Genomic DNA, 15870 nt, shown 5'->3' with positions numbered 1-15870 from the left:
CGCCGATCAGAATGCGCCTTCGTCGCCGAGTTTTTTTGCGACATAGTTGGCCGACAGCACGAGCACCAGACCTACGGTTCCCTTGAACAGACCGACCGCCGTCGCGAAGCTGTAGTCCGATTGTCCGATCCCTTTGTAGAACACGTAGGTGTCGAGAATGTTGCCGATCTCCATGTTAAACGGATTCAGCATCAGGAAGATTTGCTCGTATCCGGCGTCCATCACGTGGCCGAGCCTCAGAATGAGCAGGATCACGATGGTGTTCCGGATCGCCGGCAGCGTAATGTGCCACATCCGGCGGAATTTTCCGGCGCCGTCGATCGCCGCGGCCTCGTAGAGCTGCGGATTGACGCCGGCAAGCGCCGCAAGAAAGAGGATCGTTCCCCAGCCGGCTTCCTTCCAGATCACCTGCAGGATGACGAGCGGCCGGAAGTAATCCGGATCGGTCAGGAACGGAATGGGTTCGAGGCCGAACACGTTTTTCAGCAGATCGTTGATGACGCCGTTCCCCTTCAGGAAAATCGTGCAAATTCCGATAACCACGACCCACGACAGGAAGTGCGGGAGATAGATGACCGACTGGACGATGCGCTTGTAAATCTGGTTGCGCAGTTCGTTCAGCATCAGGGCGAGCACGATCGGAACGGGAAACGCGAATACGATCTGCAGGAACGAGATGAACAAGGTGTTCCAAAGCACCTGCAAAATTTCCGGGTCTTCGAAGATGCGTGCAAAATGCTTCCAGCCGACCCACGGGCTGCCGATGATGCCTTGGAACGGACTGTACTCGACGAAAGCCATATACAGTCCGGCCATCGGAATGTAGCGGTAAATCAGGAAATAAGCGATGCCGGGCAAGCCGAGAAGTAACAGGTATCGGTCTTTCCACAGCCGGGTCCGCAAGCGGCCGAGACGGCTCGCAGTCGAGGTCTTGCGGACGGCTGGTGGGGAGTCCGTAGGGGTGTTCAGGGTGTTCAAGCGCATTCCTCCTCGTGTGCCTATAAGCGCGACGGGCCGGTGCGGAACCTTTCGGATTCCGGCAGGCTGCGTCGCGGATGTGATCCCATTATCGGGGGGGCGGACGCATCACGGCAATGCTCCATATTTGAACGCCGGGCAAAAAAGGATAAAGATCCGCAAAAAAAGAAAAAGCCGCGAAACCGCGCCGCGACTGGGTTTTCGCGTCGTGAACTGGCAGCAAAAAAGCGCCGGCTCGGAGGTCCGAGGCATCGGCGCCAACAGAGGTGGAGGGATGGACGGACGGGACTCATTCGCCCCGGAACCGCTTGCGGTATTCGCCCGGCGGGAGCTGCACGCACTGCTTGAACACGCGGGCGAAGTTCTGAACAGAGGTGTATCTCAGCCTCTCGGCGATCTCCTTGATCGGCATTTCGGTATGCGCGAGCCATTCCTTCGCCTTGTCCATGCGGTAGCGGATGAGGTAGTCGATAAAGTTCACGCCCGTCTCTTCCTTGAACACCCGGCTGAGATGGGAAGGGGACACGCGGAGCTGGTCGGCGATCTGCTGCAGCGACAAGTCCGTGTCGAAATGGTTATGGATATACCGGATCACTTCGCCGGCCAGCCGCTGCTGCTTGCCGGTTTGGGCCAGTTCGAGCCGTTCGCCGATGGAGGGAAATACCGTACCCGCGAGCCATTCCGTCACTTCGTGGATCGTCGTCATTTTGTAGAGCCGCTTGTAAGGGTCTTCGCCGAACACCTCGTGCGGCGGCAGCTCCAGCTCCTGCATATAGAGAACGAGCTCGCCGATCAGGTGGGCGAACAAGCCGAGCGCGGCGTTAAAATGCCGCACGGACGGCGGCATGTCCCGCACCCATTCGCGGAGCAGCGCCGCGGCTTCGTCCGCTTTTCCCTGCATGACGGTCGACACGATATGTTTCTCCCGCTTGACGAGCTCGCCCGCGATCTGCTTCTCCTGGGACAGCACCTGCTGGGGCGTCAGCAGCTTGCCGGGGCCGTACAGCAGCCGGTATCCGAGCAGATCCCGCGCTTCCCGGTAGCCTTCGCTGATGTCGCGGTACGTCAGAACGGGGCGCGCGCAGGCCATCGACACGGTGAACTGAAAATATTTGGACGAGGCGTCGAGAAACGATTGGGCGGTGCTCAGCAGGTGATCCAGCGCGGCGTCGCCTTTTTCGAGGCCGACGATCAGCGCGATCTGGCCGGGCATCGATATGCCGGCCGCGCAGGAATACCATTCCTCGAATATTTCCTCGACCATCTTGCGCAAGGCGAACATCATCAAGGAGAGATCCTTGTCCTTGTAGAGCTGCTGGAAATGGGCGTAGTCGTCGATATCGACGAGGCACACCACGAACCGGCTGCCCCGGAGCTGGAAGCCGAAATTTTGCCGGACCCGCTTCGCCTCGTTGCTGTTGATCTCGCCCCGCAGCAGTTGGTGCACGATCGTTTCCTTCAGATAGGGCGATTGCTCGTTAAGCTGCCGGCGAAGCTGCTGGTTCGTCTGCAGCATCCCGGCGACGTAGGCGTCGAGCGCGTGCCATTCGTTCTGGAACGCGGCGGGGGAATCCTCGCGGGCCGGAGGCCGAAGCTGCTGGAGCAGCCGCTGCACCGGACCGTACAGCCGCTTGGAGCCGAAGCGGGCGATCAGCGCCCAGAAAGCGGCAAGCAGCGCCATAATCCCGAAGGTGGTCGCCTGCATGCGGTCCGCCTGGCGGGTCAGTTCCTTCTTCGGCGTCATGGCTACGTAGGACCAGCGGGTATAATCGGACTGCCGGAGCGTAACCCGGTAGGTCTCGCCGCCGATGTCGATCTCCGCCGGTTCGCCGGAGTAATACCGGGGCACTCCGCCCGCGAACAAGGCCGGCCGGGTGCCGATCTCCTCGGGCGTTCGGCTGATCAGGACGACCCCCTGCTCGTCGAACACGTACAGCCTCCGGTTTCCTCCCAGATCGACATGCCTGGCGAATTCGGCCAGCTTGTCCTTCTGGATGTGGATCACGAGAATTCCGCTTCCTTGCTTGTCGGAGAAGATCGGCACGGGCCTCAAGCTGAGCAGTTCGCTTTGCCCCGGATAAGTGTCCGGCGGTATGATCTCGGAGCGGAAATGCGGCGGAATCCGATCGATGATATCGCGGTAGGCGAAATCGTTCAGGTCGATGAAGCCGTATCTGCTGGAATACACTTTGCCGAAGTTCACGAAGATGACGGAAACGTCGTATTGGAATTCGGAGATGCTCCGCTGTTTTTGAATCGTATCGACAAGCTCAAGCATTTCGTCCAAATATTTGTCGGAAGGTCCGAGTTGGACGGCTTGCTCCAAAGCCCGATGATTGGCGAGTTGGAAGGAGGCTTTGTCAAGTTCGGCCCAAAACGAATCAACCTGGCGCTGCATTTCCTGAAGAATGACCTGATGGTTTTTGTTCACTTCTTCTTGAACAGCGGCGGCCGCCATGCGAGCAAGGATGGTTCCGGTCACGACGACGGGCAGCAGGCTGATGACGAGGGAGTAGACGAACAACTTCCTTTTAAATGTCGTGTTGCGGAACCATGGGATCGGTCTCCACACGGACGTACACCCCCGGTTGAGCGATGATGTTGGATCTAGGACATTGTCGATTGTTATATGCAGGTTGCTATATTAGAGAGTAGTCCTTTCGCGTGCGGCGTGTCAAGGAACAAAGGGAGATTTTCTCCAAAAATATAATACATAGAGAAAAAATCCTCTGTTTTATGATATAGTAATGGGGTGAATATCATTCAGGGGAGAGACAACCATGGACTCCATCGTATCATCGTTGGTACGAACCTTAAAGCCTTATTTTGCGGAAAGGCTGGAACGGCAGGCGGACGGGAGCCTCGGAATCCGGGACGACGAGCTCGGCGCTTTGGCGAGCTGCTGTACGACGGGTCAAGTTGCGGCCTTCTTCGTGCTGGATTATCGCCTGCACGGCGGGGACGGGCTTGAGGCCGCCTCGGGCCTGGCGGCGAACGTGCTTCGGCGGCAGCGTCCGGACGGGGCGTTCGGACAGCCGTATTACGTCAAGCGCGGCGACCCGGAGACGGTCGACATCGCCGAGATCGGCGCGGTGGCGAACAGCTTGTATCTGCTGCACCGCCATGCCGGCTCGGAGGATGCGAAGGAAAGCCTGATCCGGTCCGCCGAGTATCTGCTGACGGAAGTCGCGGCGGAAAATCCCGGCGCCGTCTATAAAAATCCGAACGCGCGGCATCACGACGTGCTTAACGGGGACATGTACGCGGCGCACACGTTCGCGCGGGCGTACGAGCTGAACGGCGATTCCCGGTTCCTGGAGCAGACCGTGCGGGTGTTCCGCCATTTGATCGAGCGGTTCGGGAAACACGAGCCGGATTGGTGGCCTTATATCGAAAATTGGGACGGGAGCGTCGCGATGGGCAACAGCGTCGCCTATCAGGGCATCATCGTCGCCTTCGCGCATACGGCGCTGCCGCTGCTCCCGCAAGAGCTGCGGAGCCGCTGGCAGGAGACGGCCGAAGCGGCGGTCCGCCGGATGCTTGCGTCCATGAAGGAAGGCCCGCATGACGGCAACGAAGCGCCGTGGTGGTGCAGGGATTGGAGCAACGTGTGGGAGATCGACCTGGCGTTCGCCCGGTACGCCCATATCGCCGAAGCCCGGGAGTACGCCGAAGGCCGGTTGAAGGCGTTAAACGAACGGCTCTCCGCCGAAGGCTGGTCGGTCTTCACGCCGAAGGGGCTGCAACACGATCCGGAGCGGGCGCCGGTCAGCACGACGTTCCGGAAAGCGGCGACGTTCGCCGGCATTTTATCGTCCATGAGCCTGGACGAATCGACAGGAATCGGAAGGGAAGGACGATGAAACGGATGAAACTGACGGATACGGTTATGAAGCGTCCGGATGCGGGGTCCGCAGCCGGTTCGCGCGAGATCGGCGCGGTTGGCGCGCAAGGGAGGTTTGCCCGATGAGCCGGCATTACGGATGTGACGTCGCCGTGATCGGCGGAGGCGTAGGAGGCTGCGCCGCCGCGCTGGCCGCTGCGGAAGCCGGGATGCGCGTCGTGCTGACGGAGGAGACGGATTGGATCGGCGGACAGTTCACGAGTCAAGCCGTGCCGGCGGACGAACACCCCTGGATCGAGCAGTTCGGCTGCACGCGCAAGTACCGGGAGTTCCGCCAGCGCGTGCGCGACTACTACAAGGCGAATTACCCGCTGACGGCGGAAGCGATGCGCAACGACCGGTTCAATCCGGGCAACGCCATCGTCAGCCGCTTGTCCTGCGACCCGCGGGTCGCCTTGTCCGTGCTGGAGAGCATGCTCGCCCCTCATGTTCACTCGGGGCGAATCACGCTGCTGCTGGACGTTCGCCCGATCGCGGCGGATACGGACGGGGACGCGGTCCGGTCCGTAATGCTGGAGCATGCGGAAACCGGGGAACGCGTCATCGTCGAAGGACGCTACGTGCTCGACGCGACGGAATGCGGAGACTTGCTGCCGCTGACCGGCACGGAGTATGTGACGGGAGCCGAATCGCGCCGGGACACGGGGGAGCCGCATGCGCTCGAAGGCGATGCGGAGCCGCTTGACATTCAGTCGATCACGTGGTGCTTCGCCCTCGATTACCGCGAGGGCGAGGACCACACGATCGAGAAACCGGCGGCGTACGAGTTTTGGCGCGGCTACCAGGCGCCGTTCCAGCGGGACCGGATGCTCAGTTGGACGCCGCTGCAGACGAACGAAGCGGTCAAGCGCTTCTCGCTGTTTCCCGAGGCCGGAGCGTTCTCCCTGTGGAACTACCGCCGCATCGCCGATCGCACGCAGTTTGCGCCGGGGACGTTCGACAGCGACTTGACCCTCGTCAACTGGCCGCAGAACGACTACTGGCTCGGCAGCGTGTACGACGTGCCGGAGGAGGAGCGGCGGCGGCATCTGGAGGGGGCGAGGCAGCTCAGTCTCAGCCTGCTGTACTGGCTGCAGACCGAAGCGCCCCGTCCGGACGGCGGATACGGGTATCCCGGCCTGCGGCTGCGGGGCGATGTAACGGGGACGGCGGACGGGCTGGCCAAAGCGCCCTATATCCGCGAATCCCGCCGCATCCGGGCGGAGTTCACGGTGAAGGAGCAGCATATCAGTCCCGAAGTGCGGGGCGCGAACGGCGCGGAGCCGTTCCCCGACAGCGTCGGCATCGGCTGCTACCGGATCGACCTGCATCCGACGACGGGCGGCCGGGAAGGGTTCTATATCCCCAGCCTGCCGTTCCAGATCCCGCTCGGCAGCCTTATTCCCGTGCGGATGGACAACTTGCTGCCCGCTTGCAAAAATATCGGCGTCACCCATCTGACGAACGGCTGCTACCGCCTGCACCCCGTCGAATGGAACATCGGCGAGTCCGCGGGTGCGCTGGCCGCGTACTGCTTGCGGCGGGGCGTATCGCCGCGCCGGGTTCGCCGCGAGCCTTCCCTGCTCGCCGACTTCCAGAGCGAGCTGGCGAAGCGCGGCGTGGAACTGGCGTGGCCGGCGATCCGGCCGGTGTAACAAAGGAGCGGGGACCCGGACGGGGGCCCGGTCAGCTTGAGCGGATGAAGGCTTCGGCCTGCGTTGGCCATTTCGACGAACGTAGAAGAATTCGAAGCCTGCGGGTACTTCACCGCATGCGTCATGCTTCAGCGGGGGCGTCACCCGGGCGGCGGCACGACGTCCCTATGCGACGCTCAGAAGCTGGCATCCGTATATGATATAAAATATCGTTAAGGCGGCCGTACCGCGGCTTCCGTATGCGGATAGCGATACAAAATATCGCTATCGCCTGGAAATGAGCGAAAAGAGCCGGAAAACGAGGTCGTTACTGATATTTTATATCGTTAAACCCGGCGGAGGGGGGAGAATTCTCGGCGATAGCGATAAAAAATATCGTTACGCTACGCTCCCGTGGGCAATTGGATACCGAGCCAAGCGGCAACCGCCAAAATCGGGAGCCGGATCGTGGATCTGAACCAATGAAGGGCGGGTGATTGGCGGTTTGTTCGGCGATTCCGGCGTTATCGGCCGCGACGGCTGCCAAAGGCGAACTTGGAGGCCGCATGACTCCCGTTCGCCGGCCGCTTGCCTGACATGAAAACGGCCATAGAGCGTAAGGAGCTGCCTCAAAAGGCCCATATCAGAACAAATGAACCTCCAATACCACTGAAAAAGTGGGGTTGGAGGTTCATTTTTGTCTCGATTGCACATCAAAAAGCGGGGGCTTCACCTGCTTTTGGAGACAGCACCGCGGAGCAAACGCGGACGGGAAATGGCCGGTTCACGCGGTGAAGCACCGAGGGCCGGCAGAGAAGCCTTACCGCCCCTGTACGCCGCGCGGGCGCAGGTCGTGGCGTTCCAGGAAGGCCATGTAGTCCTCGTACAGCTTGACGGACGATTCATGCCCCGCATGAACCGGACTGCCCGGCTTGTTCATCATGCCCAAATATTGATAGCCGAGCACTTTGTCCACCCAGGGCGACACGGTCTCAAGCTGCTTCTCGATCCGTTCGAAATCGGGAGGGTACAGCACCTTGCCCTGAAAACGGAACAGCTCCACGTCCGCCCACAGCGGCTTGCCGGCGCGATCGTGCGCCTCGCGCAAGGAGGCGAACGTGCGCTTCGCCTCCTCGTGGGTCGTCCGGTTCACGCCGATTTCGTCCTGGTAGGCGATGTAATCGACCTCCAGCGAACGAAGCTGCGCGACGAAGCGGTCGTCGCATTTTGCCGTGCGGGTTCCGTAAGGCGCGATCAGCACTTTGTCCGGACCGTGCTTGCGGCACAGATTCGCCAGCTCGTTGGCGTAAGCGATATATTTGTCCGGGAAGTAGTCCCGGATCGCGGCTTCCACCGGGAAATACCAGCCGGCGAACGAAGGATGATGCCCGTATTTCTCCGACAGCTCTCTGGCGACGTCGATGCGCAGGCGGGAGTAATCGCCCTCCATCGACAAATGGCCCATAATCGGCGTCGTGAAGAAACCGAGTCCGAGGTACAGCGAGACGTTCAGCTTATCCCCAGCGGCGAGCACCGCTTCGAGCGGGTCGGGGCAGACGGTGTCCCAGCGCAGCGGCATCACTTCGGAGGGGTAGAACGCCTTGCCGTACAGCGCCACGCTCAGCAGCACGAAGGTGTCCATGCCGGCTTCCGCCATCTCCGTCAGCTTCAGCTCCCAATCGTGAGCCGTGAACTGCTGCGTCGCCGCGTTCCAGGTGTCGCCTTCGTACGGATTGCAATGGTAAAAATCGAACCACGTGCCGGTGATCGGTTTCATCGGCCGAACCTCGCTTTGCTTGATCATGTTGGATCGGAATCCGTCGCGGCTGCCCGCGTTACGGGCGGGTTGCCTCCGGCCGAACCTTCGGTTCGTCCGGCACGGAGGCCGCCAGCCGCAGCGCCTCCCGCACGTTGCCGTCCGCCAGCCGCAGCAGGTCGCTTGCCCGCCCGGCGTCCCGCACGGAGCCGAGCAGCATCACGATGGCGGCCTTTACGTCGCCGCCGGTCTGCCGCAGCGTGCGCACGGCGGTATCCGGCGAAGCACCCGTCGCCATCTCGACGATGCGTTCGGCCCGGCGCATCAGCTTGCTGTTCGTCGGCTGCATATCGACCATCAGGTTGCCGAACACCTTGCCGAGCCGGATCATGGCGGCCGTGCTGAGCATATTGAGCACCAGCTTCTGGGCCGTGCCCGCCTTCAAGCGGGTGGAGCCCGTGACGACCTCCGGTCCGACCGGCACTTCGATCGCGATGTCGGCCAGCTCGCCGATCGCGGAGCCGCGCACGCAGCTTACCGCGACGGTGGCGGCTCCGACCTGGCGGGCGTAACGCATCGCGCCGATGACGAAGGGCGTCCGTCCGCTGGCGGCGATGCCGACGACGACATCCCGCGCGGTAAGCTGGCGGGCTTGCAATTCAGCGGCGCCGTCTTCGGCCCGGTCCTCGGCGGATTCGTCGGCTTGCAGCATGCCCGCGCCTCCGGCCATGACGGCCTGCACAAGCTCCGGCGGAGTGCCGAAGGTCGGCGGGCATTCGTAGGCATCGAGCAGCCCGAGCCTGCCGCTTGTGCCCGCACCGACATAAAACAGCCGGCCGCCGCCGCGAATGGCGTTAACGATGGCGTCCACCGCCGCCGCGATGTCCGCCAGCTTCTCGCCGACCCGGTCGGGAACCGAACGGTCGGCTTCATTCATATAGCGGAGGATGTCCAGCGTATGCATCAAATCCAGTTCGGGGGCCCGCGGGTCCCGTCTTTCGGTCTCGAGCCGATCCATCTCGTGTGCGTTCATAGGTCACCAGCCCATCGGTTTTGGTTTTGAACAAAATCTCCAATTTAAACATCGAATTGCGGATATGAGTTCCTGTCCTATTATATAGAGGCGGCCGGCCGCCCGTAAACCTTTTTCGGAGAAAATTTCCGATTTTATCTGTTGTAATGAAGATAATCTCTAACACGATATAGTATAATGATATCGGCAAGCAGCCGATACCAAGGAGGATTACCGCCATGATCCGTATTTCAGCCATAGACGTATTCCCTCTCCGCCTCCCGATGAAGCAGACGTTCCGCACGTCCCGGGGCACGGTGGGAGACGAGTCCGCCGGCGCGCCGCACGTGTATGTGCGCGTAACGGGGGACAACGGCGCCGTCGGATGGGGGGAAGCCCGCCCGAGTCCCCGCTGGAGCTACGAGACGCCCGAATCCGTGTGCAGCGCGATCGAGAATTACATTCGGCCGGCGCTGGTCGGACAGCGCGCCGACGACCTGGCGGCCGTCCACCGCATCATGAACCGCGAAATTGCCGGAAGCCTCCATCCGGGCCAGCCGATCGCCAAAGCGGCGGTCGATACGGCGCTTCATGACCTGATCGCGCGCAGCTGCAACCTGCCGGTCGCGGGACTGTGGCAGTCGGGCTCCCCGCATCCGGTCCGCCTGTCTTACCTGATCAGCACGACCGATCCGGAGGAAGCCGCCCGCAAGGCGAGAGAGGCGGTTGCCGAAGGATACTCCGGCGTGGATGTGAAGATCGGGCTGAACCCGGCGAACGATCTGGATATCGTGGCCGCGGTGAAGCGGGAAGCGCCGAACCTGTTTTTCCGCGTGGACGCCAACCAGGCTTACCGGCTCCCGCAAGCGGTTCAACTGGCCAAAGGGCTTGAGCGCATCGGCGTCGACGTGCTCGAGCAGCCGCTGCCGGCCAATCAACTGCTCGCCCACGCCGAGCTGCGCCGCAAGGTGTCCATCCCGATCGCGCTGGACGAGAGCGTCTGGTCGCCGAGCGGCGTCCTCGAAGCGCTGCGGAGCGAAGCATGCGACACCATCGTCATCAAGCTCACGAAGATGGGGGGACTTCGCGGCGCGAGGCTGTGCGGGGAGATCGCCCGGGAGAGCGGACTCGGCCTGCTCGGCGGCGGCCTGACGGAGTCGAAGCTGGGATTCGTCGCGTCCGCGCACTTGTTCCGCTATCTGGAGCTGACGGACCCGGTCGACCTGAACGGGCCGATGTTCCTGAAGGACGATCCCGTCGAAGGGGATTGGCCGATTCGCAACGGCGAGGCCGTTCTGCCCGAAGGTCCCGGAATCGGCTGCCGAATCTCGGACGCCAAGCTTCGGCAGTACGCCGCTTCCGCAACGTAAGCGGGGCCGGGCTTCTCCACGCAAAGGAGGCATTCCATGAAATTTTACGTCAGCGTCGACATGGAAGGAATATCTGGAATCGCCCTGAGGGAACAACTGGTCAGGGGAGAGCCGCTGTACGAAGAAGCGCGGCGGCTGCTGACGCTGGAAACAAACGCCGTTACGGAAGCGCTGCTGGCGGCGGGCGCGACCCGCGTCATCGTGAAGGACGCCCACGGGAGCGGCTTCAACTTTATTCCCGAGCTGCTCCATCCGGGGGCGGAATACGTCATGGGGGCGACACGGGTGGAGAACCGGTTTCCGGGGCTGGACGAGACGTTCGACGGCGCGCTCCTGATCGGCTACCATGCGATGGGCGGGACCTCCCAAGCGGTGCGGGATCACACGATGACGTCGCAGGGCTGGCAGTCCCTCCGCCTGAACGGGCGGCCGATCGGCGAGATCGGTCTGGATGCGCTGCTGATCGGCCTGCGCGGAGTCCCGGTGCTGTTCGTCTCCGGCGACGACAAGACGTGCGCGGAAGCCGCAAGCGAGCTTCCCGGCGTCGTCACGTACGAGACGAAGGCGGCGCTCGGCCGCCATGCCGCCCTGATGAAGGCGCCGCAGCGGGTTCGCGAGGAGCTGCGGGAGGCCGTTAGCCGCGCCGTCCGCAGCGCGGATCGTCCGAAGCCCCTGCGGCTTGCCGGACCGTACGAGCTGACGATCCGGTTTCTGCATACGGAGCAGGCCGACGCGCGCAGGTACGACGGGGTTCGCGCGAAGCGCATCGACGGCCTGACCGCTTCGTATGTATCGGACGATTTGACGGCTCTGCTGGCCATGGCCTTCTGAACGGACGGGCAAGCCCGGAAGCTCGGAAGGCACGAGAGACAAAAGGTGGTTGTTCATGAACAAACAGTCGATGGGCACGAAGGCGCTGCTGTGGATCGAAAGCAATTACACGTCGTTGACGAAAGCGGAGAAAAAAGTCGCGGACGTCGTCCTGAACGACACGGAAAAAGTGGTGTACAGCTCCATCACGGATCTGGCGGAGATGGCTTCGACCGGCGAGACGACCGTGCTGCGGTTTTGCCGGAAGCTGGGCTTCCGCGGATATCAGGAATTCAAGCTCGCCGTCGCCCAGGATCTCGTCAGCCCGAGCGAGAACGTGCACGGCGCAATCGACGAAAACGACAAACTTGGCGAGATCGCCCAGAAAATTACGGCGAGCAACAGCCAGGCGCTAAAAGATACGATGAGCCTGCTGCAGGAGAAAGAGCTGAATAAAACCGTGGACGCGCTGCTGTCCAAAAAACGGATCTTCTTCTTCGGCGTCGGCTCGTCCGGCGTAACGGCAATCGACGCGCACTACCGCTTCATGCGGCTCGGCTTCCAGGCGGCTCATGCGGTCGACGCCCATATTATCGCGATGAACTGCGCCTTGACGGGGCCGGACGACGTGGTGGTCGGAATCTCCACCTCCGGAAGCACGAAGGACCTGGTGGACGCCGTGCGGATCGCGCACGAAAACGGAGCGACCATCGTCTGCCTGACGAATCACGCGCGTTCGCCGATTACCCAGTACGCCGATGCCGTGCTGTTGGCTTCCTCGAAGGAAACGCCGCTTCAAGGCGGGGCGTTCGCCTCCAAGATCGCCCAGATTCATATCCTGGACATTTTGTCCACGGCCGTTGCGCTCCGGAGAAAAGAAGAGACGTTTAAGGCGATCGAGAAAACGACCAAATCGGTCGTCAGCAAGCTTTATTAAGAAAAAATAATTCATCATTAATAATAAAAAAGAAGGAAAACTCCTCTTTCTTGTTGTATACATATGAGTAGAGAACAACAAAGGGGGGATTTCCTTTTTTTGTTGGCAGGTTCGGTTAACGTTTTCGTCAACGTCCAGTCAAAGTGTAAAGATCAGACACGGTCGCTCATCATGAACAGGCTTCGAAGAGAGCTTTGCCGGCTTTGTCCGGATAGGTGCGGAGAGAGGCTGCTGAAATGATGGAGGTGGCTCGGAGTGAAAGCGTTTAAGAAAGCGGGAGGCGCGGCGGTTTCCCTGATGCTGGCGTCGGCGGTCGGACTGGCCGGATGCTCCGACGGAGCGTCGAAGCCCCCGGAGGAAAGTCCCGCCCGGAACGAGGCGACCCCCACCAGCGCGCCGAAAGAAAAGGTGGAAATCACCTTCTGGCACGTATGGAGCGACAAGGACGCCGGTCCGATTACGGCGAGGGTTGAGGCGTTTAACAAGAGTCAGGACCGCATTACGGTCAAGGTGCTGGGCAACCAGGATGCGACGAAGCAGCTTACGGCGATCTCCGGCGGCAATCCGCCCGACATCGCGCTCACGTACTGGAACAACATCGGCCCGTGGGGGCAAGCCGGAGCGGTGCTTCCGTTGACCGACTATCTCAAGAACGGCAAGGTCGATACCGCAAGCTTCGTCCCGGCGGCATTGGAGCGGATGAAGGTGAACGGCGAATACTACGCGCTGCCGTTCACGTTCAGTATGGCGAGCACGCTGATGTACAACAAGAAGGCGTTCCAGGATGCGGGCATCACGAAGCCGCCCGAAACGCTGGAGGAGCTGTTCGAGACCGCCAAGAAGCTGACGAAACGCGAGAACGGCGAAATCACGCAAATCGGCTTCATTCCGGATTATCCCTGGATCGACAACGTGTTCTGGCCGATCATCTTCGGCGGAAGCTGGGTGGACGCCAATGGGAAGCTTACGGCCAATCAGGAGGCGAACGTCGCCTCGATCGCTTACCAGCGCAAATTTTACGAGGAATTCGGGATGGATCAAATCGCCAAATTCCGCTCCGGCATGGGCCAGCGGGGGACGCCCAACGACCCGCTGTTGACCGGCAAGCTGGCGATGATGATCGGCTGGGAATACAACTTCCCCGAAGAACGCAAGCCGGACGGTCCGATCGGCATCGCTCCGTTCCCGCATCCCGCCAACCGGCCGGACCTGAAAGGTTCCGGGATGGTCTCGCCGCGTGCGGTCTTCATTCCGAAAAAGGCGAAACATCCGGACGAAGCCTGGGAGTTCATGCAGTATTTGGTCGGGCACGAATCCCAAGTGGAATTTTCGGTCGAATCCAAGACGATCCCGAGCCTGCTGCCCGCCCTCGACGATCCGAAGCTGCGGGGCAACGAGAAGCTGGTCATGATGCACGATTTCTACGAGCGGGCGAAAAGCAAGACGCTTCAAGGGTTCCCCAACAGCGTCTATATCAATGAATATTTGCAGGCGCTGACCGAGGAGACGGAGAAGGCGCTCAAAGGACAGGCGACGCCGCAGGAAGCGATGGACCGCGTCGTCGCGAGAATCCAGCCGCTTGCGGACAAAGCGGCGAGCAAATCATAAAGGAACGCCCGGGGCGCGCCGCCGTCCCCGGGCCGATCCCGCTCGAAGGAGGAGGCTGGAATGACCCGCACCGCTGCCGCAACGGCCGGCTTCCGCCGCCGCCGGAACAAGGCGTTATGGACGGGACTCCTGTTTATTAGCCCGTGGCTCGCCGGATTCCTGCTGTTTCAACTGTATCCGATCCTGATGTCGTTCTACTACAGCCTGTCGGAATACAATCTGTTCTCTGATCCCGAATGGGTCGGCCTGCAAAACTACAAGGATTTGTTCGGGGACAGCAAATTTTATTTGTCCCTGTACAATACCGTCTACATCACGGTGTTCGGCCTGCTTCCGCATCTGGCGTTCGCGCTCGGCATGGCGCTGCTGTTGAATATGAGCGTGCGGGGCCAGGCGGTGTACCGCACAATTTATTTTCTGCCGACGCTCGTTCCGGCCGTAGCCAGCTCCCTGCTGTGGATGTGGCTGCTGAACGCGCAGTACGGGCTGGTGAACGAGCTGCTGGGCGCGATCGGCCTCGTCGAGCCGAATTGGCTCGTGGACCCGGCGTGGACGAAGCCGGCCTTGGTGTTGATGGGGTTCTGGGGGACCGGCACGCAGACGGTGATGTATTTGGCGGCGTTGCAGGACGTGCCGAAAGTGTTCTACGAAGCGGCCGAAATCGACGGAGCCGGCCGCTGGAGCCGCTTCCGCCACATCACGCTGCCGGCCATCTCGCCGATGACGCTGTTTTTGCTCGTGATCGGCCTGATTAATTCGTTTCAATATTTTACGCAGGGGCTTATTTTTGCGGAGGCGTCCCAATCGGTGGGAGGTCCGGAGAACTCGCTGCTGTTCTATGCGATTTATTTGTACCAAACCGCTTTTTCGTTCCTGAACATGGGCTACGCTTCCAGCATGGCGTGGATTTTATGCGTCATCGTGTTCGGTCTCACGCTGCTGATTTTCCGCTCGTCGGCCCGCTGGGTGTACTACGGAGGTGAGAAATAATGGCGCAGACGATCACACGCCGGTCCGGTCTGAAAATCGGGGTCCGGAAGAAGCGAGGGTTGCGCCTCCTTCGCAAAACCGTGCTGCCTCACATCGGCTTGACGCTGACGGGACTTTTGTTTCTGGCGCCGTTCGCCTGGCTGTTCATCACCTCCATCAAGACGGAGCAGGAGATTTTCGCGATTCCGACGGTCTGGTGGCCGGACCGGGTGCAGTGGATGAACTACGTGGAGGCGGTTCGGACGATTCCGTTCCTGCGGTACACGTTCAACACCGCGATGATCGGCGTGCTGTCGGCGGTCGGACAGGTTTTGGTTTCCCCGCTGGCGGCTTACGGTTTCTCGCGAATCTCGTTCCGGGGACGGAACGTTCTGTTTTACGTCATGATGGCGACGATTATTTTGCCGTTTCAGGTGACGATGGTGCCGGTGTACGTCATGTTCAACAAGATGAACATGGTCGACTCGTATTGGCCGCTGATTTTGCCGAATTTTTTCGGGGCCGCCTACTACATCTTCCTGCTGCGCCAATTTTTTATGAACATCCCGTACGAGCTGACGGAGTCGGCCAAGATCGACGGCGCTTCCGAGTTCAGGATCTATTGGCAGATCGTCCTGCCCTTGTCCCGGCCGGCGATCTATACGGTGGCGCTGCTCACGTTCCTGCACGCCTGGGGGGATTTCCTCGGTCCGCTCATCTATTTGAACGATCCGGCGAAATGGACGCTGTCCATCGGACTCCGGTCGTTTATCGGGGAGTACGACGTGTCGTGGGGCCTGCTGATGGCCGCCTCCACTCTGTTCACCGTTCCGATCATCGCGCTGTATTTCTTCGTGCAGAAGCAGTTTATTCAAGGCATTACGCTGACCGGCTTCAAGTAAGCGATTCGTTT

General features: G+C 61.0%; 12 protein-coding genes. 8 read left to right on the top strand and 4 right to left on the bottom strand.

Annotated features, from left to right (window positions below):
• Positions 1-6: 6 nt before the first annotated feature.
• Positions 7-984, bottom strand: a complete 978-nt coding sequence (locus FE781_RS06070) for an ABC transporter permease (RefSeq protein ID WP_138788721.1) — start codon at positions 982-984, stop codon at positions 7-9.
• Positions 985-1267: 283 nt separating this feature from the next.
• Positions 1268-3550 carry an AraC family transcriptional regulator gene (locus FE781_RS06065; protein ID WP_138788720.1) on the bottom strand — a complete coding sequence of 761 codons (2283 nt, stop codon included), beginning with the start codon at positions 3548-3550 and terminating at the stop codon, positions 1268-1270.
• Positions 3551-3758: 208 nt separating this feature from the next.
• Here FE781_RS06065 and FE781_RS06060 point away from each other — a divergent pair, with 208 nt between their 5' ends.
• Positions 3759-4841: a glycoside hydrolase family protein gene (locus FE781_RS06060; protein ID WP_138788719.1), complete on the top strand. Its 1083-nt coding sequence runs from the start codon at positions 3759-3761 to the stop codon at positions 4839-4841.
• 103 nt (positions 4842-4944) lie between these two features.
• Complete coding sequence (locus FE781_RS06055; protein WP_138788718.1) at positions 4945-6516, top strand: FAD-dependent oxidoreductase; 1572 nt, start codon at positions 4945-4947, stop codon at positions 6514-6516.
• A 799-nt stretch (positions 6517-7315) separates the two neighbouring features.
• Here the strand turns inward: FE781_RS06055 and FE781_RS06050 are convergent.
• Both FE781_RS06050 and murQ read right to left on the bottom strand, forming a co-directional pair.
• Positions 7316-8299: a DUF4434 domain-containing protein gene (locus tag FE781_RS06050; protein WP_246068066.1), complete on the bottom strand. Its 984-nt coding sequence runs from the start codon at positions 8297-8299 to the stop codon at positions 7316-7318.
• A 31-nt stretch (positions 8300-8330) separates the two neighbouring features.
• Positions 8331-9284 (bottom strand): N-acetylmuramic acid 6-phosphate etherase, encoded by a 954-nt coding sequence (gene murQ, locus FE781_RS06045; protein WP_138788717.1) that lies wholly within the window; start codon positions 9282-9284, stop codon positions 8331-8333.
• Between the two features lie 218 nt (positions 9285-9502).
• On the opposite strand from murQ, the gene FE781_RS06040 reads away from it, so the two are divergent.
• The 6 genes from FE781_RS06040 to FE781_RS06015 all read left to right on the top strand — a co-directional run bounded on the left by FE781_RS06040 (position 9503) and on the right by FE781_RS06015 (position 15859).
• A complete protein-coding gene (locus FE781_RS06040) occupies positions 9503-10633 on the top strand; it encodes a mandelate racemase/muconate lactonizing enzyme family protein (RefSeq protein WP_138788716.1) in 1131 nt (376 codons plus the stop codon).
• Positions 10634-10669: 36 nt separating this feature from the next.
• Complete coding sequence (locus FE781_RS06035; protein WP_138788715.1) at positions 10670-11464, top strand: M55 family metallopeptidase; 795 nt, start codon at positions 10670-10672, stop codon at positions 11462-11464.
• A gap of 55 nt (positions 11465-11519) precedes the next feature.
• Positions 11520-12380 carry a MurR/RpiR family transcriptional regulator gene (locus FE781_RS06030; protein ID WP_138788714.1) on the top strand — a complete coding sequence of 287 codons (861 nt, stop codon included), beginning with the start codon at positions 11520-11522 and terminating at the stop codon, positions 12378-12380.
• Positions 12381-12677: 297 nt separating this feature from the next.
• Positions 12678-13988, top strand: coding sequence for an ABC transporter substrate-binding protein (locus tag FE781_RS06025; RefSeq protein WP_138788823.1), 1311 nt, complete (start codon positions 12678-12680; stop codon positions 13986-13988).
• Positions 13989-14048: 60 nt separating this feature from the next.
• On the top strand, positions 14049-14978 hold the full coding sequence (locus FE781_RS06020) for a carbohydrate ABC transporter permease (RefSeq protein ID WP_138788713.1): 930 nt from the start codon (positions 14049-14051) through the stop codon (positions 14976-14978).
• The gene (locus tag FE781_RS06015; protein WP_138788712.1) at positions 14978-15859 is read left to right on the top strand and encodes a carbohydrate ABC transporter permease; all 882 of its coding nucleotides are present in this window, start codon (positions 14978-14980) and stop codon (positions 15857-15859) included. Before FE781_RS06020 ends, FE781_RS06015 begins: the two co-directional genes overlap by 1 nt.
• The last annotated feature ends 11 nt before the right edge of the window (positions 15860-15870 follow it).

The organism is Paenibacillus thermoaerophilus, from assembly GCF_005938195.1.
GTDB lineage: Bacteria > Bacillota > Bacilli > Paenibacillales > Reconciliibacillaceae > Paenibacillus_W > Paenibacillus_W thermoaerophilus.
The sequence above is the reverse complement of the archived record's forward strand: the minus strand, read 5'-3'. Positions and strand labels throughout refer to the sequence as shown.